Origin of the sequence: Saccharopolyspora pogona, assembly GCF_014697215.1 — a bacterium.
Classification (GTDB): domain Bacteria; phylum Actinomycetota; class Actinomycetes; order Mycobacteriales; family Pseudonocardiaceae; genus Saccharopolyspora; species Saccharopolyspora hattusasensis.
This window is the reverse complement of record NZ_CP031142.1, coordinates 7,214,595-7,237,458: the sequence shown is the minus strand read 5'-3', so window position 1 is coordinate 7,237,458 and position 22,864 is coordinate 7,214,595. Positions and strand designations below refer to the sequence as shown.

The 22,864-nt window shown below is 68.9% G+C and carries 25 protein-coding genes and 2 pseudogenes; 12 read left to right on the top strand and 15 right to left on the bottom strand.

Annotated elements, in window-relative coordinates:
• Positions 1 to 40: 40 nt before the first annotated feature.
• From DL519_RS34030 to DL519_RS34020, 3 genes are read left to right on the top strand one after another with little or no spacing between them, the layout of a single operon-like run.
• Positions 41 to 460, top strand: coding sequence for a hypothetical protein (locus DL519_RS34030; RefSeq protein WP_190820917.1), 420 nt, complete (start codon positions 41 to 43; stop codon positions 458 to 460).
• 2 nt (positions 461 to 462) lie between these two features.
• Positions 463 to 1,038, top strand: coding sequence for a DUF3558 domain-containing protein (locus DL519_RS34025; protein WP_190820915.1), 576 nt, complete (start codon positions 463 to 465; stop codon positions 1,036 to 1,038).
• A gap of 33 nt (positions 1,039 to 1,071) precedes the next feature.
• On the top strand, positions 1,072 to 2,370 hold the full coding sequence (locus tag DL519_RS34020; RefSeq protein ID WP_190820913.1) for a hypothetical protein: 1,299 nt from the start codon (positions 1,072 to 1,074) through the stop codon (positions 2,368 to 2,370).
• 136 nt (positions 2,371 to 2,506) lie between these two features.
• Here the strand turns inward: DL519_RS34020 and DL519_RS34015 are convergent, their stop codons facing one another.
• The 4 genes from DL519_RS34015 to DL519_RS34000 are packed head-to-tail and all read right to left on the bottom strand — an operon-like array spanning position 2,507 to position 4,095.
• Positions 2,507 to 2,701: a DUF397 domain-containing protein gene (locus DL519_RS34015; RefSeq protein ID WP_190820911.1), complete on the bottom strand. Its 195-nt coding sequence runs from the start codon at positions 2,699 to 2,701 to the stop codon at positions 2,507 to 2,509.
• Positions 2,698 to 3,000: a Scr1 family TA system antitoxin-like transcriptional regulator gene (locus DL519_RS47550; RefSeq protein WP_223839886.1), complete on the bottom strand. Its 303-nt coding sequence runs from the start codon at positions 2,998 to 3,000 to the stop codon at positions 2,698 to 2,700. The genes DL519_RS34015 and DL519_RS47550 overlap by 4 nt, the downstream gene beginning before the upstream one ends.
• Before the next feature lie 13 nt (positions 3,001 to 3,013).
• Complete coding sequence (locus tag DL519_RS34005) at positions 3,014 to 3,208, bottom strand: DUF397 domain-containing protein (protein ID WP_190820908.1); 195 nt, start codon at positions 3,206 to 3,208, stop codon at positions 3,014 to 3,016.
• Between the two features lie 20 nt (positions 3,209 to 3,228).
• Entirely contained in the window at positions 3,229 to 4,095 is an 867-nt protein-coding gene (locus tag DL519_RS34000) for a helix-turn-helix domain-containing protein (protein WP_190820906.1), read from the bottom strand.
• A gap of 94 nt (positions 4,096 to 4,189) precedes the next feature.
• Here DL519_RS34000 and DL519_RS33995 point away from each other — a divergent pair, with 94 nt between their 5' ends.
• The 4 genes from DL519_RS33995 (at position 4,190) to DL519_RS33980 (ending at position 5,569) form a co-directional block, all read left to right on the top strand.
• Positions 4,190 to 4,519 (top strand): zinc finger protein, encoded by a 330-nt coding sequence (locus DL519_RS33995; RefSeq protein WP_317891409.1) that lies wholly within the window; start codon positions 4,190 to 4,192, stop codon positions 4,517 to 4,519.
• Positions 4,516 to 4,731 carry a hypothetical protein gene (locus DL519_RS33990; protein ID WP_190820904.1) on the top strand — a complete coding sequence of 72 codons (216 nt, stop codon included), beginning with the start codon at positions 4,516 to 4,518 and terminating at the stop codon, positions 4,729 to 4,731. Before DL519_RS33995 ends, DL519_RS33990 begins: the two co-directional genes overlap by 4 nt.
• A complete protein-coding gene (locus tag DL519_RS33985; RefSeq protein ID WP_190820902.1) occupies positions 4,728 to 5,006 on the top strand; it encodes a hypothetical protein in 279 nt (92 codons plus the stop codon). Before DL519_RS33990 ends, DL519_RS33985 begins: the two co-directional genes overlap by 4 nt.
• A gap of 320 nt (positions 5,007 to 5,326) precedes the next feature.
• Complete coding sequence (locus tag DL519_RS33980) at positions 5,327 to 5,569, top strand: hypothetical protein (protein WP_190820900.1); 243 nt, start codon at positions 5,327 to 5,329, stop codon at positions 5,567 to 5,569.
• A gap of 130 nt (positions 5,570 to 5,699) precedes the next feature.
• Here DL519_RS33980 and guaA read toward each other — a convergent pair whose 3' ends face one another.
• Together guaA and DL519_RS33970 are read right to left on the bottom strand one after the other, a co-directional pair.
• Positions 5,700 to 7,301, bottom strand: a complete 1,602-nt coding sequence (guaA, locus tag DL519_RS33975; protein ID WP_190820898.1) for a glutamine-hydrolyzing GMP synthase — start codon at positions 7,299 to 7,301, stop codon at positions 5,700 to 5,702.
• Between the two features lie 140 nt (positions 7,302 to 7,441).
• Complete coding sequence (locus tag DL519_RS33970; protein ID WP_190820896.1) at positions 7,442 to 8,617, bottom strand: DUF418 domain-containing protein; 1,176 nt, start codon at positions 8,615 to 8,617, stop codon at positions 7,442 to 7,444.
• Between the two features lie 97 nt (positions 8,618 to 8,714).
• Between DL519_RS33970 and DL519_RS33965 the strand changes: the two genes are divergently transcribed.
• Entirely contained in the window at positions 8,715 to 9,476 is a 762-nt protein-coding gene (locus DL519_RS33965) for a TetR/AcrR family transcriptional regulator (protein ID WP_190820894.1), read from the top strand.
• Between the two features lie 99 nt (positions 9,477 to 9,575).
• Here the strand turns inward: DL519_RS33965 and DL519_RS33960 are convergent.
• Positions 9,576 to 9,710, bottom strand: a pseudogene (locus DL519_RS33960) (DNA-binding response regulator); the annotation flags it as partial.
• 59 nt (positions 9,711 to 9,769) lie between these two features.
• Between DL519_RS33960 and DL519_RS33955 the strand changes: the two are divergent.
• Together DL519_RS33955 and DL519_RS33950 are read left to right on the top strand one after the other, a co-directional pair.
• The gene (locus DL519_RS33955; protein WP_190820892.1) at positions 9,770 to 9,949 is read left to right on the top strand and encodes a hypothetical protein; all 180 of its coding nucleotides are present in this window, start codon (positions 9,770 to 9,772) and stop codon (positions 9,947 to 9,949) included.
• 33 nt (positions 9,950 to 9,982) lie between these two features.
• Positions 9,983 to 10,660, top strand: coding sequence for a CPBP family glutamic-type intramembrane protease (locus tag DL519_RS33950; protein ID WP_190820890.1), 678 nt, complete (start codon positions 9,983 to 9,985; stop codon positions 10,658 to 10,660).
• Here DL519_RS33950 and DL519_RS33945 read toward each other — a convergent pair.
• Together DL519_RS33945 and DL519_RS33940 are read right to left on the bottom strand one after the other, a co-directional pair.
• On the bottom strand, positions 10,576 to 12,276 hold the full coding sequence (locus DL519_RS33945; protein ID WP_190820889.1) for a GMC family oxidoreductase N-terminal domain-containing protein: 1,701 nt from the start codon (positions 12,274 to 12,276) through the stop codon (positions 10,576 to 10,578). The two genes, DL519_RS33950 and DL519_RS33945, sit on opposite strands and share 85 nt — an antisense overlap.
• Positions 12,277 to 12,464: 188 nt before the next feature.
• Positions 12,465 to 13,414 (bottom strand): annotated as a pseudogene (locus tag DL519_RS33940) (helix-turn-helix transcriptional regulator).
• A 62-nt stretch (positions 13,415 to 13,476) separates the two neighbouring features.
• On the opposite strand from DL519_RS33940, the gene DL519_RS33935 reads away from it, so the two are divergent.
• A complete protein-coding gene (locus DL519_RS33935; protein ID WP_190820887.1) occupies positions 13,477 to 14,607 on the top strand; it encodes an epoxide hydrolase family protein in 1,131 nt (376 codons plus the stop codon).
• 133 nt (positions 14,608 to 14,740) lie between these two features.
• Here DL519_RS33935 and DL519_RS33930 read toward each other — a convergent pair whose 3' ends face one another.
• Positions 14,741 to 15,871 carry a GuaB3 family IMP dehydrogenase-related protein gene (locus DL519_RS33930; RefSeq protein ID WP_190820885.1) on the bottom strand — a complete coding sequence of 377 codons (1,131 nt, stop codon included), beginning with the start codon at positions 15,869 to 15,871 and terminating at the stop codon, positions 14,741 to 14,743.
• A 373-nt stretch (positions 15,872 to 16,244) separates the two neighbouring features.
• Positions 16,245 to 17,756 (bottom strand): IMP dehydrogenase, encoded by a 1,512-nt coding sequence (gene guaB / locus DL519_RS33925; protein ID WP_168589904.1) that lies wholly within the window; start codon positions 17,754 to 17,756, stop codon positions 16,245 to 16,247.
• A 236-nt stretch (positions 17,757 to 17,992) separates the two neighbouring features.
• Here guaB and DL519_RS33920 point away from each other — a divergent pair, with 236 nt between their 5' ends.
• Positions 17,993 to 18,388, top strand: a complete 396-nt coding sequence (locus tag DL519_RS33920; RefSeq protein WP_397545002.1) for a DUF5319 domain-containing protein — start codon at positions 17,993 to 17,995, stop codon at positions 18,386 to 18,388.
• Positions 18,389 to 18,473: 85 nt separating this feature from the next.
• On the opposite strand, the gene DL519_RS33915 is transcribed toward DL519_RS33920, so the two are convergent.
• The 4 genes from DL519_RS33915 to DL519_RS33900 all read right to left on the bottom strand — a co-directional run bounded on the left by DL519_RS33915 (position 18,474) and on the right by DL519_RS33900 (position 22,682).
• The gene (locus DL519_RS33915) at positions 18,474 to 19,565 is read right to left on the bottom strand and encodes an anti-sigma-D factor RsdA (RefSeq protein ID WP_190820883.1); all 1,092 of its coding nucleotides are present in this window, start codon (positions 19,563 to 19,565) and stop codon (positions 18,474 to 18,476) included.
• Positions 19,566 to 20,138, bottom strand: coding sequence for a sigma-70 family RNA polymerase sigma factor (locus tag DL519_RS33910; RefSeq protein WP_190820881.1), 573 nt, complete (start codon positions 20,136 to 20,138; stop codon positions 19,566 to 19,568).
• Positions 20,139 to 20,663: 525 nt separating this feature from the next.
• Positions 20,664 to 21,260, bottom strand: a complete 597-nt coding sequence (locus tag DL519_RS33905) for a response regulator transcription factor (RefSeq protein ID WP_029536209.1) — start codon at positions 21,258 to 21,260, stop codon at positions 20,664 to 20,666.
• A 309-nt stretch (positions 21,261 to 21,569) separates the two neighbouring features.
• Positions 21,570 to 22,682 (bottom strand): MerR family transcriptional regulator, encoded by a 1,113-nt coding sequence (locus DL519_RS33900; RefSeq protein WP_317891408.1) that lies wholly within the window; start codon positions 22,680 to 22,682, stop codon positions 21,570 to 21,572.
• Positions 22,683 to 22,864: the final 182 nt, after the last annotated feature.

The following is a 22,864-nucleotide window of genomic DNA, read 5'->3' as shown; positions in this document are numbered from 1 at the left end:
TCACGGCCGGACGACGATCGAATGCAGGAGGACACCAGGCGTGAGCGAGCCGATGTCACCGCAGCAAGCCGCAGCAATGCAGGCCGTCGGGATGGCAATGACCCCGTTCAACCCGGTCACCGGCGCCGCGATGATCGCGGCGGGCACCGTGAACGGTCACCAGACCTTCGAGATCCAGCCCGACCAGTTGCCTCGCGTTCTCGCAGGACTCGACGAAGTCCGCGCCAAATACGTCGAGGCGCAACGATTGGCGAGGCAGCTCTCAAACGTCACGCCTCCATTCGCCGACGACGTCACGGTCGAAGCGTTCAAGAAAATCAGCGAACGGGCCCAAGGGGGCGAGGGCTGTCTGTTCGACACAGCGCAAGGCATGATCGACTGGATTGAGGGTTTCAAGGCCGCTGTTCAGAAGGCGATCGAGGACCACCAGCGCATCGATGACGACAACCGGATGGCCTGACTGTGAACACCACACGTACCACCCTCGCCGCTGCGGCAAGCCTTTTCGTTCTCGGTTTGGCCGGCTGCTCCAGCCCGACACCAGGGCTGCCCGAGCCCACCACCGGGGGCGAGACCACGTCAGCAGTGAACGACCCGTTCCGGATCGACCAGCCCAAGAACCTCAAGGCCATTAGCGACCCCTGCCAGCTGCTTAACCCACAGCAGCTGCAAGAAGTTGGCGCGACGACCACTGGGCGACAGGACAAGTCCCAATGGGGTCAAGCCAACTGCGCCTGGGACGGCGCCAAGTTGGCCTTGCAGGTTTCACCAGACACAGTCCAAGGCCAGGGCTTGCGGTACACCACGAAGATCGTGGCAGATGGTAAGCCGACAGCTGAGGTCGCGGGGTATCCAGCAACTCACGTTGGGGCCACTAGCGGTTCGTGTGGAACCTATGTGAGCACATCGGATACAGAACTGTTCCTGGTCGACTTCCAGATGGGTACTGAGGATTTCAAAGAATCAGGGTTTTCCGGTCCGTGTGCAGCCGCGGACAAGATCGCAGAGATGGTGATCAAGAATCTTCCTCCTGCGTGAGGTCGGATTCGGTAGGGAGCTACGGGAGGGGCTATGGGGGCGTTTGATTGGTTGTTCGGTAAGCAGGCGATACCAGGGCGAGCCGTTGCGGCGTTTGATCACCCGAAGATCTACGGCGAGGTGGAGGCCGGGCCGGGTGTCGCCGCGGCATCGCAGGCCGCCGCGAACTGGCGGGAGCAGGTGAGCTCAGCCTTTGCCGACGCGGACGCCGCGCTGGCTCGGGTGCTCAAGGACTCCGAGATCATGATGCGGGGCGGCGCGGGTGATCAGGCTCGGGATGCTGTGACGCCGCTGTCGCAGGCGACCCGAGGAGCGATCGAGGTTGCCGCGCAGTCCGGGGCGGCGGTGCAGCAGCAGGCGCAGGGCTCGGCGGACTTCAAGAACGCGTTCCCCCCGCCGTACCAGGTGCCGCCGGACAACATCGGCTGGGGTGACTACGTCAACCCGATCTCCTACGGGATCAAGTCCGGTGTTCGTGCAGCGCACGAGGAGCGCTGTGACGAAGTCGAGGCGCAGGCGCGGGAGCAGTACGAGTCCTACACCGGGGCCACCAACGAGCGGGTCAACGGCATCCAGCAGTTCCCGCCGCCGCCCACCTTCGCCGGGGATGTAACTTCGGCCCAGTCCACGCCGGTGAACAAGGTCGACCCGAGCACGAACTACACCGCCACCAGCTCCACCAGCGACACGAGCGACACGAGCGCGGACCGACCGTCGACCCCACACACCTTCGGTCCGCCCCCTTCAACATCGACGCCACCGGCGCATTCGTCGGTGAGTCCGTCGCCGCAAGCTCCGGCCGCGTCGGGTTCGGCATGGTCGAATCCACCCACGGCCGGCGCGACTCCACTGGCAGTTACGGCGACTCCGAAGCCAGGGCCCGGTGGCGGCGGGTTCGTCGGTGACGCGGTGATCCCGCCCAGCGGTTCTGACGGTGGAACTCCCGCGCCGGGAACAGGCGGCCGAGTCGGCGGAGGTACGGGTTCGGGCCGCGGTGTCGGCCCCGGAACCGGTGCGGGTGTTCGCGGCGGTGCGGGCAACGTGGGCGGGGGTGGTCGAGCCGGTGTCGGCGGCCTCACACCCGGCAGCCGCGCAGGCTCAGGCGCGAGTGGCGCGGCGCGTGGTGGCGCGGGTGCTGCGGGCGCGGCCGGTGCACCGGGACGGGGTCAGCGTTCCGGCGACGAGGACAAGGAACACACCAACAAATACGCCGAGCCCAACACCGACCCGTGGGACGACCTCGGCCTGCCCAAGACCGCACCGCCCGTGTTCGGTGACTGGTCCGCACAGAACATGGAGGGCAAACCCCCTCGCCCTCCGGAGAAGCGGTAACAACACGCGGTCACCCTTCTCCAGTGCTATCCCTTCCCCCAAGGGGGATTCTGCGGCCAGCACCCTTTTCTGACCACACACGAATGGCCCGTTCCCGTCACCACCGGCAACAGGAACGGCCATTCAGGCACCCAGGTCAGTCGCCGAACCGGCCGGCCTTCACCGCGCCAATGAACGCCCGCCACTGAGAGCCGGTGGCCGTGAAGTACCCGGCGGCACGATCCTTGGTGTCCCGCACCGCAGCGCCACCACCGACACGACCAACCTCGACACAACTTGTCTGCTGACCGGAACGGGACGACTTCCGCCAACCCGTGGGCTCTAACGTCATGCAGCTGCCTCCAACTCGTCTGCGCGCCTGGCGATGAACTCCACCGATGCCTCAGGAGGCATCGCCAACTCGTGCAGGCTAATAACCGCATCTTTGTACGCGTTGGCGATACCCGAGTTGTGCAGGGAAACCGACGAGCGGTAGTGCTCCATGTGCACGATCGGCGAAGCCTTCGGAAACTCGAACACGATGAAAGACCCCATGTGCGCGGGATGCCAAGGGGGATTCTGCGGCCAGCACCCTTTTCTGACCACACACGAATGGCCGTTCCCTGCACCACCGGCACCAGGAACGGCCATTCAGGCACCCAGGTCAGTCGCCGAACCGGCCGGCCTTCACCGCGCCAATGAACGCCCGCCACTGAGAGCCGGTGGCCGTGAAGTACCCGGCGGCACGATCCTTGGTGTCCCGCACCGCAGCGCCACCACCGACACGACCAACCTCGACGCAGTTGCCGCCACTGTTCGACCGCGACGACTTGCGCCACGTCGTGCGGGAGAGGTCCACGCACCAACCTCCTAAGTGTCTTACGCCAGGTTGTTCCTGATGGTACGCAGAAGATCTAACGATTCGGGAGCAGGTAGCGCCAGGGAGCGGACCTCGTCGAAGACGTAACGCAGGGCCGCCACGTCGTCTTCTTTATCAACGGTGTGACCACCAAGCGGCGAGTCCATGAACCCGATCGACTCGTCGTCCGGCCGAGAGAACGCCAACACGATGAACGTGCCAGATGGACTGGCGTGCATGCCCGCTTTGAACGGCAGCACCTGAAGAATCACGTTTGACAACTGACACCGCTCGATCACGGCATCGATCTGCTCGCGCATCACTTCAGGCCCGCCGACCAGCCGATGGAACGCCGCCTCAGCTACCACGGCGCGAAACTCCAAGGGCGGGTTCTCGTCAAGCCTGCGCTGGCGCTCCATGCGTGCCTTCACCCGACGCTGGATATCCGGCGGATTGGTCGTATATCGACCCGCCCGGTGCACTTCGTAGGCGTAGCGCTCGGTCTGCAACAGCCCGGGAATCAAGTCGAGTTCGAAGTTGTACGCCTCGCTTGCGAAGCTCTCGAACTCGACGAACGGCGCGAACCAGTCCGGCACTCGGTATGACTCCCACCAACCGCGCTGTTCGGCGTCGGCCTGCGTAGCCTCCAGCTGTTCGCGCACGTCGTCCGGTGCTTTGTAGCAATGCAGCAGCTTGGCCAGCTCGGTCTTCTTGACCTTGGATCGGCCGGCTTCGATATGTCTGATCTTGCTGACCGAACAGCCCAGGACCTTGGCGGCGTCTTCCACGTCGTAGCCCTGCTGCTTGCGCAGCTTCTCAAGCCAGCTGCCCAGTTGCCGCTGCCGCGCCGATGACATGGCCGTCATCTTAACGATCTCGTAGGTCACCGAGTGTTCACCCGGTCGCGGGACTTGATGATCTGACATTATCGCCGATAACTTCTGATGTGTCAGACGAGATTCATGATTCAGGGGTGAATCCATGTGGTCGCCATGCAGCTGGAATTCCAAAACCAGTGGTCAACGAGCCGCGACGAGAGGACACCACCCGTGTCACCACCTCGCAGGCGGCGTCGTGATGTACCGGCCGCACCCGTTCAGCTGGGTTCCCGCCGGCGGAAAGCGACATGCCAGCGCCGACACGAAACCCCTTGGCGGCTACCCGAATGGCTTCGTGGTGGCCACGTTGTGCAGGCATCAACTGCCCGCAGACAACTCCGACGTGGCGTGGCTGTGGGAAACCTGTCCCGAGTGCAACGTCAAAGCTCACGAGCTCGCCGGGATTCCGATGCCGAAGGGCGGTACGCGATGAGCGACTACGCCCGGCTCGCGAAACTCATGCGGTCCGCGATCGTGATACTCGGCTTTGCGGTCGACGACATCGAGCGCGGCCTGTGGAACGTTGACGATCTCGAAAAGGCCGCGAGAGGCCTCGACTGCCTGGTCGTCGCACTGCGCGGCAACACCGCGACCGTTCCCGGCCGCGAACTGGCAGTCATCGACGCAACGAGGGCCAACTCATGATCCCCGCGCTCATGCTCAGTGCAGCTGTCGTCGTTGTCGTCGCGTGGTTCGCGGCCCGCTATTTCTCCGAGTACGGCAAACATTCCGGCGGCGGCGAGGGCGCGCTGACGGTTCGGCACCTGCTAGCCCAGGCCGCCGCCGAAGCCGCGTCCGGCGGTCGGCACCACCTGCGCGAACCCCAACCCCCACCACACTCCACAAAGGACATCAACGCGCCCCAGCCACCACCGCTGGAAATCCAACGCCGAATCCTCGACGCCCTCCACCGCCTCTAACCCCCCGAATCTCGGGCCCGGACGCCGACGCGCCCCCGACCTACGGCGCCGGACCCTTGCGGGCCGGTCGGTGCGACTCCCCTCCCCACGCACCGACCGGCCACCCCACTACCCGACAGCGAGAGGCGTGAAGGGCACCTTCCGCCGGCCAACTCGGCCGGCCAACTCGGCAAAAGATGCCCTGTCGCAGAACTACAGCCAGGTGGGCCGTGCGTTTGGTGTTATCCCTGGCGCGCCACCCTTCGGTGCATCCACCGGTCCAGCCCCAGTCCAGCCCCAGTCCCGCCTACGTGAGGCTCCCTTCGTGGAAAAGAGCAGCCGTGTCAGATGATCAATCCATCGAGGACACTCCTACCGGGTATTGGGCCGCGTTCGGCTACCAGAACCACATCCTGCTCAACAGGTTCGTGCCGCGTGACGACGGCAAGCTGACCGCCCTGTGCGGCGTACTCACCCCACCTGCCGAGGTGTCTGAAAAGGACGATCGTCCGGTGTGCGCATGGTGCGCAGAGCAGGTCCAAACCGGGCAAGTCCGCGTCGAGCTACCACCGGACACGGCCTGACAAAAAGGGCGCTGGCCGCGGAATCCCCTGGGGAAAAGGGTCACCGAGGTCCTGACCCGTTCGGATGAAGCGCGAAGGGCGCCTTCGACCAGTTGTCGAAGGCGCCCTTCACCTCGTCGGACCTCTCCGGTCACTCCCACTCGATGGTGCCTGGGGGCTTGGAGGTGACGTCGAGGGTTACCCGGTTGACGTCGGCGACCTCGTTGGTGATCCGGGTGGAGATCCGCTCCAGCACGTCGTAGGGCAGCCGGGTCCAGTCCGCGGTCATCGCGTCCTCGCTGGACACCGGGCGCAGCACCACCGGGTGCCCGTAGGTGCGGCCGTCGCCCTGGACGCCCACCGACCGGACGTCGGCCAGCAGCACCACCGGGCACTGCCAGATGTCGCGATCCAGGCCCGCGGCGGTCAGCTCCTCGCGGGCGATCGAGTCCGCCGCGCGCAGCGTCGCGAGCCGCTCCGCAGTCACCTCGCCGATGATCCGGATGCCCAGGCCCGGCCCGGGGAACGGCTGCCGGTGCACGATCGTCTCCGGCAGGCCCAGCTCCAGCCCGACCCGCCGCACCTCGTCCTTGAACAGCGCGCGCAGCGGCTCGACGAGCTCGAACTGCAGGTCGTCGGGCAGGCCGCCGACGTTGTGGTGGCTCTTGATGTTCGCAGCGCCGGTCCCGCCGCCGGACTCCACCACGTCCGGGTACAACGTGCCCTGGACCAGGAAGTCGATCTGCTCGCCGGCCGCGCCCGCCTCGGCCTGCAGGTCGCGGGCGGCCTGCTCGAAGACGCGGATGAACTCGCGACCAATGATCTTGCGCTTCTCCTCGGGGTCGGTAACGTCGGCCAGTGCGCCGAGGAACCGGTCCACCGCGTCGATGGTCACCAACCGGACGCCGGTGGCAGCGACGAAGTCGCGCTCCACCTGGGCGCGCTCGCCGGAGCGCAGCAGGCCGTGGTCGACGAACACGCAGGTCAGCTGGTCGCCGATGGCGCGGTGCACGAGCGCGGCGGCCACCGCGGAGTCGACGCCGCCGGACAGCGCGCAGATCGCCCGCCGGTCGCCGATCTGCTCGCGGATCGCCGCCACCGTCTCGTCCACGATGGACGCGGTGGTCCACTGCGGGCGAACCCCGGCGATCTCGTGCAGGAACCGGCGCAGCACCTCCTGGCCGTGCGGCGAGTGCACCACCTCGGGGTGGTACTGCACGCCGGCCAGCTGGCGCTCGACGTTCTCGAAGGCGGCCACCGGGGTGTCCTTGGTGGCGGCGGTGACGGCGAAGCCCGCCGGGGCCTTGCTCACCGAGTCGCCGTGGCTCATCCACACCGGGTGGCGCCCGGGCAGCTCCGCGTGCAGCGTGCCGCCGTCGCCGCTGATGTCCAGCTCGGTGCGGCCGTACTCGCGGGTGCCGGTGTGCTCGACCGTGCCGCCGAGCGCGGAGGTCATCGCCTGGAAGCCGTAGCAGATGCCGAACACCGGGATGCCCGCGTTGAACAGCTCCGGGTCGATCTGCGGCGCGCCGTCGGCGTAGACACTGGCGGGGCCACCGGAGAGCACGATGGCGGCCGGGTCGCGACGCGCGATGTCCTGGACCGGGATGTCGTGCGGCACGACCTCGGAGTAGACCTGTGCCTCCCGCACCCGTCGCGCGATCAGCTGCGCGTACTGGGCGCCGTAATCGACAACGAGGACAGGCCCCTGCCCCTTGCGGTCGGGGCCGTTGCTGCTTGCGGTACCGGACACGTCGTCGAAACCTCCTGGCGAGAGCGGTGGGGCCCATTGTCCCAGGTAACCGAGGCCACAGCGGCACCGACCCCGGGCCTCCCGCGGGGCCGCGCGACCCGGGGCCGCCGCCGCAACGGGCGGGGTGCGGGTCAGCGGAGTCAGCGCTTCCGCCAGGCGGGGCGCCGGGCGTTGGTGATCCAGCGGAGGAGCCATTCGGCCGGGCCGTACTGGTGCCGGCGCAGCCACCATGCGCTTGCCGCCAGCTGGAGGGCGAAGATGAGCAGCGCCAGGCCCGTCGTCGCCGCTGGGGAGAAGGTGCCGGCGAGGCCGATGCCGATTCCGGTGAAGACCAGCAGGCCGAGCGCCGACTGGCCGAGGTAGTTGGTCAGCGCGATCCGCCCGGCGGGTGCGAGTGCGGCGCGGACGTACGCGGAGCGCGGGCTGTGCATCACGCGGAGCAGGGTCGCGACGTACGCCGCCGCCAGCAGTGGCGCGGTGGCGACGCTGGCCGCGACGGCCAGCGTTTGGCCGTTGCCTCCGCCGAAGGTGTAGATCAGGCCGCCCGCTAGCCCGACCGGGAAGCCGATCCACTGGATCCGGCGCAGGATCGCCTCGTCGCCACCCACCTGGGCGAGCAGCCGACGGCGGCCGGCGACCATGCCGAGCAGGAACATCGCGAGCGCGGTCGGGCCCTGCATCGAGACGGCCTGGATCACCAGCAGCGAGAGCCCTGCGACGTGTTCGCCGATGATGTCGCCCCAGCCGCCGAGAAGCGCCTGGGTCGCCCGCTCGGCATTGACCAGCGCCTCGGCCTCAGGGGGCAGGAACGCAGCGGTGTCCATGAAGAGGCCGCTGGCCAGCATGCTGAGCAGCACGACGCCGTACACCGCGGCGACGACGCGCAGCGCGGTTCGATCGCTGACCCCGCGCATCCAGAAGAGGATCAGGCAGATCACCGCGTAGGTGGTGAGGATGTCGCCCCCGTTGAGGAACAGGATGTGCAGCACGCCCAGCGCGAACAGGCCGGCGATCCGGCGCAGTATGCGTGGCGCGAAGGCCGCTCCCGCTCGGTCCGCCGCCGCCATCTGCAGCGTGAAGCTGTAGCCGAACAGGAACGAGAAGAGGAGGTAGAACTTCATGTCGACCAGTACTGACGACAGCCTGCGGGCGATGTCATCGAAGGTCGAGGAGAACGCCGGGTCGGCCACGAGGTTCCCGGGGTAGCCCGACGCCATGAAGGTGATGTTGACGATGAAGATTCCGAGCAGGGCGAAACCTCTCAGGGCGTCGACGTCGTGGACGCGTTCCCTGGCCGCGGTGAGCTGTCCAGTCATGAGCTTCTTCTCCGTTTCCGATCCGATCCACCGATCATCGAGCAGATAATATCCAAGAGATACTATCCATGGGACATTATTTGGAGGAATTCGCGTCATGACTGACCAGGAGGTGCCCGCCGACCTGGCGAGGCTCTGGCGGCTCCCCGCGTCGTCGCGGCTCGGCCGACCAGCCGAGCTGGACGTCGACCGGGTGGTGCGCGCCGCCGTGGACCTGGCCGACCAGGACGGGTTGGACGGCGTGACGCTGCAGAAGGTCTCGCAGCCGCTGGGCGTCACCAAGATGTCGCTGTACCGCCACGTGGGCTCGAAGGACGAACTGTTCGAGCTGATGGTCGACCACGCCACCGGCCCAGCCCCCGACCTCGGCGCGGACCTCGGGTGGCGCGACGGGGTGCGGCGGTGGGCGTTCGCCATCCGGGCGAGGTACGCCGAACACCCGTGGCTGACCGACGTGCCGACCTCCGGCCCACCTCGTGGGCCGAACGCCATCAGCTGGATGGACGCGTTGCTGCGGGTCCTCCGGGACACCGGGCTGGGCCTGGGGACGCAGGTGGGCTTGCTGAACGCCGTCAGCGGGCAGGTGCGGCACGCGATCGTGCTGGCCCGGCAACTCGAAGAAGGCCGCCGGGACACCGGCCTCAGCCAGGCGCAGGTCGAGCAGGACTACGGCCAAACGCTGGCGGCGCTGGTCGACCCGAACCGCTTCCCGGACGCGGCGAAGCTTTTCGCGGCCGACGTCTTCGAACCGCACGCCGACCAGGTCGCCGAAGACCCGGCGGACCACGACTTCACCTTCGGCCTGGAACTGCTCCTCGACGGCATCGCCGCCGCCATCGACCGGATGGGCACGGACTGATGCCGGGATCGTCCCCGCCCACCGACGCCTCTCAGTGCCGGAGGGGCGCGCCCGTGCGGCTCGCGACGGCCCTGCGGCGGCCTGGACCGAAAGCGGCCCTCAGCCGCCGTGATAAGCCAGCACCGCCAGCACCCGGCGGTGGCCGGAATCCCCGACGGGCAGGTCGAGCTTGGCGAAGATGTTCCCGACGTGCTTGAGCACGGCCCGCTCCGTGACGACCAGCCGCTCGGCGATCACACCCCGCTCGGTCCTGACATTCACCGGACTCGCCTACGCGGGCATGTGGCGGGCGGATGACGCCGCTGTGGTTGACCGGTTTTCGCCGCAATGACAACGACGTTTCGATGGGCCTGCTGGAACGGCTCTGCATCGCCGCCGTGATGCTCACGCCGACGCTCGCCGCGGTGCTGGTCCTGCGCCGCGTGGAACGCTGCCGGAACATCCGCGCCACGCTATCCCCTGACCTGGCCTGAGGGCACCTCGCGGGAAGCGCGCTCGCCTTCGCCGTGCCGCTGCTGCTCACTCTGGTCTCGCTGGTGGTGGCCGCGGCGGCCGGGACCTATCACCCGGATCTCGCGAACTTCTCCGGGTCCCGCGGCCAGTTCGCCCCGGAAACCCTGGGACAGCACGGCATCCCGTGGCCAGAGCTGGGGCTCTGGGCGGCCGGGCTGCTGCTCCAGATGCTCGTCTTCCTACCGATGTTCTTCGGCGACGGACTGGACTGGCAGGGGTTCCCGCTGCCCCGGCTGCTGCCGCGCGGGCCGATGTTCGCGCTGGTCGGCACCGGTGTGGTCGTCGCGCTCTGGCATCTGCCGACGCGCTGCTGGGCGGGCAGTACCCCGGCGCGTCGTGGCCGGTCTCGATCGGGTCCTTCCTGGTCACCTGCGTGCTGGTCGTGCCGCGTCTTCACCTGGCTGCGGTTGCGGTCCGCCTCGGTGGTGCCCGCCGTCCTCGCGCACACTTTCGCCAGCACCGCCGCGGTTGCGCTGCCGTGGGTCTTCGCCGCAGCCGACCAGCCGCCGAGCCCGCTGACCGCGGGCCTGACGGCGTGGCCGGGCTGGCCGGCGATGGCCGGATTCCTCTGCGTGCTCCGGCTGCGTCACACGACGGGCAGGCGGAGCGCCGCGGGTGCGGTGGCCGGGACCGCCGGGGCCTTCGGGGCGACCGGATCCACCTGGCGGTAGCCGGATTCCTGGGCGGGCCGGGAATCCTGCTCGCCCTTGTTCGGCCACATCGAGAACGCCCGCTCCGCCTGCGCGGTGATCGTCAGCGACGGGTTCACGCCGAGGTTCGCGCTGACCGCCGAACCATCCACTATGGACATCGTCGGGTACCCGTGCGCCCGGTGGTACGGGTCGATCACGCCGTGCTCGGCGCCCTCGCCGATCGCGCAGCCGCCGAGGAAGTGCGCGGTCATCGGGATGTCGAACAGCTCGCCCCAGGTGCCGCCCGCGATTCCGCCGATCTGCTCGGCGACCAGATCGTTGGCCTGCTCACCGGCCGGGATGAACGTCGGGTTGGGCGCGCCGTGCCCCTGCTCCGAGGTCAGCAGGGTTTTGCCGAAGCGCCGCTTGAGCCGGGTGGTCAGCGAGTTGTCGAGGCTCTGCATGACCAGCAGGATCACGGTCCGCTCGCTCCAGTTCTTGACCGACAGCGCGCGCAACGCCAGCGACGGGTTTTTGAGCGCGCTCCGCGCCCACTGCTTCCAGCGCGACCCCTCGTCGCCCTTGGTCGCCAGGGTCTGCAGCAGCCCCATCGCGTTGGCGCCCTTGGTGTAGCGCACCGGCTCGATGTGGGTGTCGGTGTCCGGGTGGAACGACGAGGTGATGGCCACGCCGGTGGAGAAGTCGCGGTTCGGGTCCGGCTTCTTCATCTGCGCGCCAATGATCGCCTCGGAGTTGGTCCGGGTCAGCCGCCCCAGCCGCTCGGACAGCCGCGGCAGGTCGCCGTTGTCCCGGCAGCGGTGCAGCAGGTTCTGGGTGCCCCAAGTACCGGCGGCGACCACGACCTGGTCGGCGCGGAAGATCTTCGGCCGCCTGGCCGGCTTCGCGCCGGTGCGCGCGGTCGCGATGCGCCAGCGGCCGTCGCGGCCCTGCGCTAGCCGGGTCACCGTGGTCATCGGGAACACCTTGGCCCCGCCCCCCTCGGCAAGGTACAGGTAGTTCTTGACCAGCGTGTTCTTCGCGCCGACGCGGCATCCGGTCATGCAGGCGCCGCATTCGGTGCAGCCGGTGCGGGTGGGCCCGGCACCGCCGAAGAACGGGTCGGCATCGGTCTGCCCGGGGTTGCGGAAGTACACGCCGACCGGCGTGTGGTGGTAGGTGTCACCGACGCCCATCTCGCTGGCGACGCGCTTGATCACCACGTCGGACGGGGTCTCGGTCGGGTTCTGGACGACGCCCAGCATCCGGGTGGCCTGGTCGTAGTGCGGGGCGAGCTCGGCCTCCCAGTCGGTGATGTGCGCCCACTGCGGGTCGTTGTAGAACGGCTTGAGCGGTCGGTAGAGCGTGTTGGCGTAGTTCAGCGACCCGCCGCCGACGCCCGCGCCGGCCAGGATCAGCACGTTGCGCAGCAGGTGGATGCGCTGGATGCCGTAGCAGCCGAGTTGCGGCGCCCAGAGGAACTTCCGCAGGTCCCAGGAGGTCCTGGGCAGCTCGTCGTCAGTGAACCGGCGTCCTGCTTCGAGCACCGCGACGCGGTAGCCCTTCTCGGTCAGGCGCAGCGCGGCGACGCTGCCGCCGAACCCGGAACCGATGACGACCACGTCGAAATCGGTACCGCTCTCGTCACGTCCAGCCATGCGCGACAGGTTAGACGTAACTACTCGCCAGTAGCTAGTGCCGAGACCCTTTCCGAACCCGTTTTGCGCAGAAGGTGGAACCCTGCCGGTGCCCGCCGCCGAAGCAGGGCTCACGCGGAGCGGGCACCTCACCGGAAATCGGCGATTTCGCGCGAAATCGCCAGCCGGGCGCTCCGAACGGGGCGGCGTCACGCCCGATCGGCGGCGCGCAGGTACCGCTCGCCGAGATTGGCCAGGTGGTCGCGAAGTTCGGGCGGGTCGACGACTTCGAAGTCCACGTCGAGCATCCCGGCGAAGACCGCCGGCAGGTGCATCGAGTCGGCGCCCATGGTCAGTGGGCAGGAGTGCTCGTCCACCGGCTCGATCAGCGCCCAGGTCGGCGTGATCAGCTCGGCCAGACGCGTCGCGGACAGCGGCATCAGCAGCGTCGCCTGGTACTCCCAGAGCGCGACCTGCAGCCGTTCGTCGAGGTAGGCGACGACGTCGCCGCCGGGCAACTCGCGCGGCGCGAAGCGCGGGCCGGCCGGGATCTTGGGCTCGATCCGGTCGGCCCGGAACGTCCGCCAGTCGGCGCGCTCGACGTCCCAGGCCACCAGGTACCAGCGCCGCCCCCGGCCGACCAGCCGGTGCGGCTCGGTGGTCCGCCGACTGGTCGTGCCGTCGTGGGAAACGTAGTCGAAGCGGAGCTGCTCGTGCGCCCGGCAGGCCGCCGCGATGGCGGTCAGCACGCTCGCGTCCACCGTCGGGCCTTCGCCCGGCATCGCGATCATGGCGCCCTGCAAGGTCTGCACCCGGTGCCGCAGCCGCGACGGCAAGACCTGCTCCAGCTTCGCGAGCGCCCGCGCCGATGTTTCCTCCACCCCTGCGACACCGCGGCCGTGCGCAGGCCGACGGCGACCGCGACCGCCTCGTCGTCGTCCAGCAGCAGCGGCGGAACCGCCGCCCCAGCGCCGAGCCGGTAGCCGGCCGTGCCCCGGGTGGCGTGCACCGGATACCCGAGCTCACGCAGCCGCTCGATGTCGCGACGCACCGTCCGCGAGCTGACGCCGAGCCGCTCGGCGAGTTCGGCCCCCGCCCAGTCGCGCGGTGTCTGCAGCAGCGACAGCAGCTTGAGCAGGCGCGCCGAGGTGTCCGGCATGTCGCCAAGTCTGCCGCCCACTTAGGACCGATGTCGGCCTAACACCGCAATAGCGTCGCCGCATGACCGAGATCCAGCCCTTCCGCATCGACATACCGCAGGCCGCCGTGACCGACTTGCAAGACCGGCTGGCCCGCACCCGCTGGCCCGGCGAACTTCCCGGCGTGGGTTGGGATTACGGCGTTCCGCTGGGTTACGTGCGGGACCTGGCCGAGTACTGGCGGACCGGTTTCGACTGGCGCGCGCAGGAGGCGCGGCTCAACACCTTCCCGCAGTTCACCGCGGAGATCGACGGGCAGAACGTGCACTTCCTGCACGTCCGCTCTCCGGAGCCCGACGCGCACCCGCTGATCATCACCAGCGGATGGCCGAGCTCGCCGGCGGAGTTCCGCCGCGTGATCGGGCCGTTGACCGACCCGCGGGCGCACGGCGGCGACCCGGCCGACGCCTGCCACGTGGTCGCGCCGTCGATCCCAGGCTACGGCTTCTCCGGACCGACGCGCGAAACCGGTTGGAACGTAAGGCGAATCGCGCGAGCCTGGGACGAGCTGATGGCACGGCTCGGCTACCGCCGGTACGGCGCGCACGGCAGCGACTGGGGCGCGAAGATCACCCGCGACCTCGGAGTCGTCGCGGCGGACCGGATCAGCGGAGTGCACGTGTGCGGCATGCTGGGGTCGCCGTCCGGGGATCCGGCGGAACTCGAAGGGCTGACCGACGAAGAGCAGGCGAGGATCGTGTCGCTGCAGCAGTTCATGAACGAGCGCATGGGTTACGCCTGGATCCAGGGCACCCGCCCGCAAACCCTGGCCTACGCCCTGCTGGATTCACCGGTCGGGCAGCTCGCCTGGATCGCCGAGATCTACGAGTGGTTCGGCGACTGCGGCCCGACCGCGCCGGGCCGCGACGACCTCCTCGCCCAGGCGTCGATCTACTGGTTCACCGGCACCGCGGGCTCGTCGGCGCGCCTGTACCGCGAGGCGGAGGAGAGCACCTGGGGCGTGCAGGAGAAGTCACTGGTGCCGACCGGAGTGGCGGTGTTCGGCGAGGGCCGGGCGATCCGCCGGTTCGCTGAGCGGGAGAACAACGTCGTGCACTGGTCGGAGTTCGACGAAGGCGGCCACTTCCCGGCCCTCCAAGCCCCCAACCACCTGACCGAAGACCTCCGCGCCTTCTACCGCCAGCTCCGCTGACGCCCCGAAAACCTGCGCCGACGCCCGCAAACCGAAGTGCAGCGAACGGCCTGAACACCTCGATAGACGACACGAACGGTCCGTTCGCTCCAACCGCTCAGCACGGACCCGCGCTCCGCACCCGAATACCGGGTCAACCGCGGAGCATCAGGCCGACCTTCTGGAACTCCTTGAGGTCCCGGTAACCCGTCTTGGCCATCGCGCGGCGCAGGCCGCCGAAGAGGTTCAGCGTGCCGTACGGGTCGCTGCTCGGGCCGAAGAGCAGCTGCTCCAGGTCCGCCCCGGAACCGGCGAAGCCGACGATCTCGCTGCGCGGCAGGCTCGGGTGCGCGGCGGCGGACGTCCAGTAGTAGCCCTGCGCCGGCGTCTCGGCCGACTCGGTCAACGCCTCGCCGAGCATCACGGCGTCGGCACCGCAGGCGATCGCCTTCGCGATGTCCCCCGAATACGACAGGGCACCGTCGGCGATCACGTGCACGTAGCGCCCGCCGGTCTCGTCCAGGTAGTCGCGGCGGGCCGCGGCGGCATCGGCGATCGCGGTCGCCATCGGCACCCCGATGCCCAGCACCTGCGTGGTGGTGGCCGCGCGGGACTGCCCGAAGCCGACGATCACCCCGGCCGCGCCGGTGCGCATCAGGTGCATCGCGGTGCGGTAGTCGCCGACCCCACCGGCGATCACCGGCACGTCGAGCTCGGCGATGAACCGTTTGAGGTTCAGCGGCTCGCCGTCCCGGGCCACGTGCTCGGCGGAGATGATGGTGCCCTGCACGACCAGCAGCTCGACGCCGGCCGCGAGCAGGTCCGGGGTCAGCTCCTCGGCGTGCTGCGGGCTGACCCGCGCCGCCACGGTGACACCGGAGTCCTTGATCTGCTTCAGCGCGGTGGCCAGCAGGTCCGCCCGGATCGGCGCGGCGTGCAGCTGCTGCAGCAGCCGGATCGCGGCCTCCGGGTCGCTGTTCTCCTCGGCGGCGCGGACCACCTCGAAAAGCTTCTCCTCGACGTTCTCGTGCCGCACCCACAGCCCCTCGGCGTTCAGCACGCCCAGACCGCCGAGCTCGCCGATGCGCACCGCGGTAGCCGGCGAGACGATCGCATCCGTCGGGTGCGTGACCAGCGGGATGTCGAAGCGGTAGGCGTCGATCTGCCAGGACAACGAAACGTCCTTCGACGACCGGGTCCGCCGGGACGGCACGATCTCCACGTCGTCCAAGTCGTAGCCGCGCATGGCCGTCCGACCCATGCCGATCTCAACCTGATCCCGCACGTCAGTCCCTCCTCGCAGCACCGCTGTCCGACGGAACATTCTCGCTGCGGCATCCGGGCGACGTACAACTGGGGCCCCTAAGCTCGCGCTGCCGCCGGTGAGGTGGAGCGAACGGCCTGTTCGCCCGCTCTATGTCAAAGAGCCTGTTGCAAAATTACGCCCACCACGGACCGTGATCGATCGATCACGGCTGAGATGGCCACTGGCGGACAAACGGCGGCGATCGAGACTGATTTGGTACTTCGGTTCAGCCGTTTTCGCCGAAAACGCAACAAGCTCCAAACGAGGCAAACGGTCCGTTCACCCCGCCATCCCGCGCCGAAGACGACCCGGCCGCCGCCTCGCGGGGAGACGGCGGCCGGGTCGGTGGTGCTCAGCGGGTGGTGTAGTTCGGTGCCTCGACGGTCATGGTGATGTCGTGCGGGTGGCTCTCCTTGAGCCCGGCTGCCGTGATCCGCACCAGCTTCGCGTCCTGTAGCTCCGGGATGGTGCTGGAGCCCGTGTAGCCCATGCCTGAGCGCAGACCGCCGATCAGCTGGTCCACGACCTGCGCCAGCGGCCCGCGGAACGGCACCCGTCCCTCGATGCCTTCCGGCACCAGCTTGTCCTCGGACAGCACGTCGTCCTGGAAGTACCGGTCCTTGGAGTACGACTTCGCCTGTCCCCGCGACTGCATGGCGCCCAGCGAACCCATGCCCCGGTACACCTTGAACTGCTTGCCGTTGACCAGCACCAGCTGGCCCGGCGACTCGGCGGTACCGGCCAGCAGGCTGCCCAGCATGACGCTGCTCGCACCGGCCGCGATGGCCTTCGGGATGTCGCCGGAGTACTGGATGCCGCCGTCGCCGATCAGCGGCACGCCCGCCGGGCGGCACGCCATGCTCGCCTCGTAAATGGCGCTGATCTGCGGCACGCCGACCCCGGCGACGACGCGAGTGGTGCAGATCGAGCCCGGCCCGACTCCGACCTTCACCGCGTCCGCCCCGGCGTCGACCAGCGCCTGGGCGCCCGCCCGGGTCGCCACGTTGCCGCCGATGACGTCGACGGAGTTGCCGAGTTCCTTCTTCAGCGTCGCGACGGTGTCCAGCACGGCGCGCGAGTGCCCGTGCGCGGTGTCCACGATCAGCACGTCGATACCCGCGTCCACCAGCGCCATCGCGCGCTCGTGCGAGTCCGCGCCGACGCCGACCGCGGCACCGCACAGCAGCCGGCCGTCCGGGTCCTTGGTGGCGCTGGGGTACTGCTCGGTCTTGACGAAGTCCTTGACTGTGATCAGCCCGCGCAGCTTGCCGGCGTTGTCGACGATCGGCAGCTTCTCGATCTTGTTCCGCCGCAGCAGCCCGAGCGCGGCCTCCGCAGTGACGCCGACCTGCGCGGTGATCAGCGGCGTGGCGGTCATCACCTCGCGCACCCGGCGGGTGTAGTCCACCTCGAACCGCATGTCGCGGTTGGTGATGATGCCGACGAGAGTGCCGTCCGGGTCGGTCACCGGGACACCGGAGATGCGGAAGCGGGCGCACAGCGCATCCACCTCGGCGAGGGTGTCGTCCGGCGAGCACGTGACGGGGTCTGTGACCATGCCGGCCTCGGAGCGCTTGACCACCTCGACCTGGGCGGCTTGCTCCTCGACGGACAGGTTGCGCTGCAGGATGCCGACGCCGCCCTGCCGGGCCATGGCGATCGCCATCCGGGCCTCGGTGACCGTGTCCATCGCGGCCGACAGCAGCGGCACCCGCAGCCGGATGTTGCGGGACAGTTGGGTGGACGTGTCGACGCCGCTGGGGATCACGTCGGATTCGTCGGGCAGCAGCAGGACGTCATCGAAGGTCAGACCCAGTGTTGCGAACTTCGAGGGGAGGCCGGGTGCGGAGAGTTCGCTGGTCATGGCGAGGGAGGTGCCTTCCTTCACGCTGTGGTCCACAAACCTGCGGATGCGGCTTGGATGTCCTCGGCGATTACGTCGTGCAACGTGGCATCGGCGGCGGGGATTCCCTCAATGATAGAGACGAGATAGAGACGACAGGTCAGGGCCCGTTTGCCCGTCTGCGGAGGCGTGTGCCACGCCACGGCGGGCACCGAAATCCGCCCCGACAACCCCACGCGGTCGACGCAGCCGGTAGCGTGCGGGCCGTGCCGCACGACCCGATGCCACCAGACCCGTTCGCGGGTGACCCGGAAGATCCGAGCATGGCACTCGGCGATCACGACGCCGACGACGGACCGCCGCTCGGCGACGAGGAGCGGGCCGAACTGCTCGCCGACCTGACCGATCTCGCCGTCTACCAGGCACTGCTGGAGCCCCGCGGGCTCCGCGGCATCGTGGTGGACTGCGCGGACTGCGGCGAATGCCATTACCACGACTGGGAGTTGCTGCGCGCCAGCCTGGAGCAGCTGCTGCACGACGGCCAGATGCGCCCGCACGAACCGGCGTTCGACCCGAACCCCAGCGCCTACGTCACCTGGGAGTACTGCCGCGGCTACGCGGACGGCGTGACGGAAAGCGAAACCACCCACTGAAGCTTTCCACCGCACACGAACAAAAAAGAGGGGCTCCCCACCGGGAGCCCCTCTTCTGTTTCAGGAGTACTGGGCAATCATTCCGTCACGGATTGCTGCTGCTCTTCTGGGGGAAGAGATCCGAGCCCCAGCCGCTGGACGGCTGTTCCGAGCTGCCGCTGGTCTCGCTCGGCGATGTGCTCGACACCGGCGGCGTGGACGACGACGGCGGCTGCGACGAGCTGTCCGTCGGAGGCACCGGCGGGGGCAGCGGCTGCGACGGCGACGGCGAAGTGCTCGGCGTCGGCGGCGTCTCGGACGTCGGCTGCTGCGAGGTCTGCTCGTGCTCGTGGTCCATCCGCGCGGTCAACGAAGCGTGCGCGGCGCGCAGGTCGGACAGGCCGTGCTCGTCGTCGACGCCCCGCATCTGCTCCTGCGCGGACCGCAGCGCGGCCTCGGCAGCGGTGCGGTTGCCCTGCTCGATCGCACCCTCCGCGGTGTTCAGCTCCTCGCGAGCCGAGCTCGCGGCCACGACCGCGCGGGTGTGGTCGGTGTAGAGGACCTGGGCGACGCCCCACAGCATGTCGCCGGGCTGCGCGTCGCGAGCGGCCACGCCAACACCGGTGAACGTGATCATCAGGACCGCGGCGGCGGTGGCGACCGGCACCAGGTGCCGGCGCTTGAGCCTGCGGCGCGGGCGGTTGCCCGCCGCGATCGCCGAGGCTGCGGTCTCCACGTCGACGAGATCGCCGATCGGCGCGGCGTCGATGTCCTGCCGCCACGCGACCAGCAGCGCCTCCAGGCTGGGGCGCTCGTCGGCCTGCGCGGCCACGTCGGGGTTGGTTCCGCCGAGCACGTCCAGCAACGCGTCGTCGGCTTGCAGCGCGCTCAGGTCGATCGGTTCTTCGCCGAAGTCGTCGAAGTCGACCAGCTCGTCGCTCCCGTCGGCCGGGCGCGGCCGGAAGTCGAGCACGTCAGCACCGCCCGTCTCGGCGGACGCGGTGTCGGATTCGGTGGTTTCGGACTCGGCCGAGTCGGAATCCCGATGGTTGTCGATCAGTTCCGTTCCCTCGTCTGCGCACCCCTCAGCGGGCGTCAGGTCCCGCTCGTCTGCACCGCGCGAACGGTCCTCGTGCCGACCGGACTCGACAGGGTCGCGTCCCGCCTGCTCCCCCTCAGGCCCCTTCCGCTCAGCCATTCAGACCACCTCCTCCGCGGACAGCGTCTTTCGCAGCCGGGCCAACGCGCGGTGTTGAGCCACGCGTACCGCGCCCGGCGTAGAACCGACCGCTTCGGCGGTTTCCTCCGCCGACAACCCGACGACCACCCGGAGCAACAGAATCTCCCGCTGCTTGGCCGGGAGGATGCGAAGCAGTTGCGCCATCCTGCCCGAAAGCTCACCCTGCATGGCCCGCTGCTCCGGTCCGGCCTGGGATTCCGGGGTGTCCGGAACGTCTGCGACCGGTTCGGAGCGGTTGCGTGCCAACGCACGATGCGCATCAGCCACCTTGTGTGCGGCGATGCCGTACACGAACGCCAGGAATGGACGACCCTGGTCCTTGTAGGTGGGCAGCGCGGTCAGCACCGCGAGGCACACTTCCTGGGCCACGTCGTCCGCCGAAGCGAACGACCTCTCGTTTCGTCCGACTCTGGCGCGGCAGTACCGCACCACCAAAGGACGGATTTCGGCCAGCAAGCGCTCGATCGACTGACGATCGCCGTCGACGGCGGCGCCTACTAGAGCGTCCAGCCCGTCCCCCACGTTGGTCATCGCAGACAGCAGCCCTGGTGTTACGCGTTCAAGCGATTCGGATTCGTCCGGCGGAAATCGCGTGCCTCGCACGCCGCGCCGAGCTCACCGTACCGGGCAAGGAACGATCGTTGAACAGGGAGTGGGGGGAGGGGACCGTCGTCGTCACACATTCAGAGATACCAGACGCCGTGCCCGGCGGCGTTTGACCAGGCCACCGGGATCGAGGTGGACCACAAGCGAAGATCTGAGACGATCTTCACAGGGGTAGTACGACCGGGCGACTACGACGATTTCGGGGCATCTTCGCCATTTGCCGCAAACGCCGGTTTCATCCCGCCATGTCCGATCGGGCGGACTGTGGTTCGCGCCGCGTCGGCGACCTCGGCCCGGAATCCGGGCCGTGCCGAAGTGACGCGAAACCACAGCCGCACTCGTAACGTCAGCTCGCTCCAAGCCAACGCTCTCGCCGAGCACCGGCAGCTCGGGATCGTCCTGCCGGTGCGCTCCGATCGGCAGCTGCGCGGTGATCACCGCGCGCGGCGATCACGCGACGAGGCCGCGGCGGAAACCGTGCGCCACCGCTTGCGCACGGTCTCGCACACCGAGCTTCCGGAACAGCCGGCGCGCGTGGGTCTTGACCGTGTCTTCCGAGAGGTAGAGCTCCCGGCCGATCTGGCCGTTGCTCTTGCCCTGGCTCATGCCCCGCAGCACTTGGAGCTCGCGCTCCGTCAGCTGCACGCCAGGGTCGGACGGCTGCCGGGGTGCGGGCACCGAAGTGCTCGCCAACGTGTGCGCCAGCGCCGCGACCAGCTCCGGCCGGGAAGCATCCCAGCGGAGGTAGCCACGGGCTCCACCGGCGATCGCGGCGGCGATGCTCGCCGCGTCGTCCGGCGCACCGAACACGATCACGTTCGCTTGCGGATGTGCAGAGACGAGCCGACGGGTGGCCTCGACGCCGTTGGGCACCGCACGCTGGGTGCCCACCAGCACGACGTCGACGGCCTGCCGCGAGAAGCGGGCCAACAGCTCGTCACCATGTGCGACGCAATCGATTCGACTCACTCCGGGGACAGCAGACATCACACGAGTGAGCCCTTCCCGGACGCTACGTCGGTCATCGCAGATCAGGACCGTCGTCACGGGAACTCCTTTCCTGCAGGCGAGTGACGTTCCACCTCCCCTATCGGACGCAGGGGCCAAAACCTTGACACGATCCGGTGCTTAATCCGTCAAGAAATTTTGCGTCCCCCACGTCGGAGGCGGTTTCACCGGAACGGAGCAAGCCGCCAAGACCGGGTGGTTCACCGCCCGGGAGGCCGCCGGCCACGCCCCGTACCTGCAGTATTCACCCGATTGCACCCAGTCGTGACCGCCGTTTCGCCCGTCCGCACGAACAGCGTCACCCCACCCGTACAGCTCAGTGTGATTTATGACACAATCGTGCCCGATTCAGCTCAGAACGGTCTCCGAAACACGCGCCACAGCGGCATCGAGCGAATCGAGGAGCTCCACGTGCGCGGGCAGCGCCTGCTGCGCCCAACCGCCGCCGGCCACGAAGGCACGGGCGCGCTGCCGGGTGATCGGGATGTCGTCCAGGACGCGCGGCGAGGCGTAGTACGACTGGTCCGCCCAGAGCACCACGGCAGCCGGCGCGGAGCGGCGCACCGCCGCGGCCAGCCCTTCCCTCGGCAGCGCGGCACCGAACAGCCGGTGGCCGACGCGGTTGGCCGCGAGCGCCGCGGCGAGCGCCACGAGCTCGAGCTCCTGCGCTTCGCCGGGCACCGGCGCAAGCACCACCGGGCGCGGGTTGACCGGCGCCGGCGCGTTCGCGATCACCGACCGCAGCGCGGTTGACGCGCAGTCGACCAGCAGCTGCAGGACCTCGATGCCGGAGCCGGACCGCTGCCGACGTTCGCTGACCGCGCGCAGCACCGGCTGCAGCATGCCCTGCCAGGTCTCCACGACCCCGTCACTGTCCATCGACTCGATCAGTAACCGCTGCACGGACCAGGAGTCCAGCGCGAGCGCCGCGCGCCCCAGGCCGCGGGTGCGCGATCCGGCTCCGGTGAGCTTCAGCCCGCGCCCGCCAGTGTTGGAGCCGCCGACCAACTTGATGTCGCCCGCGCCGTCGAGCACACCGGACAACATCATCGGTCCGTCGCCGGATTCGTCGGGCTGCGTTTGCTGCTCGGCCGAATCGGGGTATCGCTGCGGCAGCGGTGCGGCGACGGTGCGCGCGTAGCGGGCCGCCTCCATGGGCGAGGCGCCTCGCAGCAGAGCGCGTTGCATCTGCTCCAGGCGCGCGATGTCGTCCGGGCCGTACCGACGGTGCCGACCACTGGTGTGATCGCTGGGGCCGAGCCCGTACCGGCGATCCCAGGTGCGCAGCGTGGCGGGAGCCACACCGAGCCGGCGGGCCACCGCAGCGACGCTGAGGCGCGGCTGGTCGTCCGACGCAGCGCCGTCGGGGCCCTCGACCGGCCCCGGATCGTCGCTCGGATTGGAGGGATTGGAGGTGTCCCGTCCCTGCACAGGTTCCGGCCGCGTCGTCACGCGGGACATGTTCCGGTTCTGGCTCGTGGAGGGCAAGCCGCTGGGCGTCGATCTTCGTCGCCCAAAGATCACTCCAATGATGAACAGCTTTTGGCGCGATAAGGGTTGAACAAGTTTTGGCGCGGTTCTACGGTCGGATCATGCGAGGCTGCGGCGCCGCCGCAGCGGGGAGGGGACCCACCGCTAGGAGG

What these genes read in the sequence shown, in the direction of transcription:
- DL519_RS33985 (WP_190820902.1), top strand. Translation starts at nt 4,728, where the DNA reads ATGATCCCCGCGCTCATGCTCAGTGCAGCTGTCGTCGTTGTCGTCGCG.
- DL519_RS33910 (WP_190820881.1), bottom strand. Translation starts at nt 20,138, where the DNA reads ATGACCAACGTGGGGGACGGGCTGGACGCTCTAGTAGGCGCCGCCGTC.
- DL519_RS33935 (WP_190820887.1), top strand. Translation starts at nt 13,477, where the DNA reads ATGACCGAGATCCAGCCCTTCCGCATCGACATACCGCAGGCCGCCGTG.
- DL519_RS34020 (WP_190820913.1), top strand. Translation starts at nt 1,072, where the DNA reads ATGGGGGCGTTTGATTGGTTGTTCGGTAAGCAGGCGATACCAGGGCGA.
- DL519_RS33970 (WP_190820896.1), bottom strand. Translation starts at nt 8,617, where the DNA reads ATGACTGGACAGCTCACCGCGGCCAGGGAACGCGTCCACGACGTCGAC.
- DL519_RS33995 (WP_317891409.1), top strand. Translation starts at nt 4,190, where the DNA reads ATGTGGTCGCCATGCAGCTGGAATTCCAAAACCAGTGGTCAACGAGCC.
- guaB (WP_168589904.1), bottom strand. Translation starts at nt 17,756, where the DNA reads ATGACCAGCGAACTCTCCGCACCCGGCCTCCCCTCGAAGTTCGCAACA.
- DL519_RS33945 (WP_190820889.1), bottom strand. Translation starts at nt 12,276, where the DNA reads ATGGCTGGACGTGACGAGAGCGGTACCGATTTCGACGTGGTCGTCATC.
- DL519_RS33955 (WP_190820892.1), top strand. Translation starts at nt 9,770, where the DNA reads ATGACGCCGCTGTGGTTGACCGGTTTTCGCCGCAATGACAACGACGTT.
- DL519_RS33915 (WP_190820883.1), bottom strand. Translation starts at nt 19,565, where the DNA reads ATGGCTGAGCGGAAGGGGCCTGAGGGGGAGCAGGCGGGACGCGACCCT.
- DL519_RS33900 (WP_317891408.1), bottom strand. Translation starts at nt 22,682, where the DNA reads ATGTCCCGCGTGACGACGCGGCCGGAACCTGTGCAGGGACGGGACACC.
- DL519_RS47550 (WP_223839886.1), bottom strand. Translation starts at nt 3,000, where the DNA reads ATGGCCGTTCCTGGTGCCGGTGGTGCAGGGAACGGCCATTCGTGTGTG.
- DL519_RS34015 (WP_190820911.1), bottom strand. Translation starts at nt 2,701, where the DNA reads ATGACGTTAGAGCCCACGGGTTGGCGGAAGTCGTCCCGTTCCGGTCAG.
- DL519_RS33990 (WP_190820904.1), top strand. Translation starts at nt 4,516, where the DNA reads ATGAGCGACTACGCCCGGCTCGCGAAACTCATGCGGTCCGCGATCGTG.
- DL519_RS33965 (WP_190820894.1), top strand. Translation starts at nt 8,715, where the DNA reads ATGACTGACCAGGAGGTGCCCGCCGACCTGGCGAGGCTCTGGCGGCTC.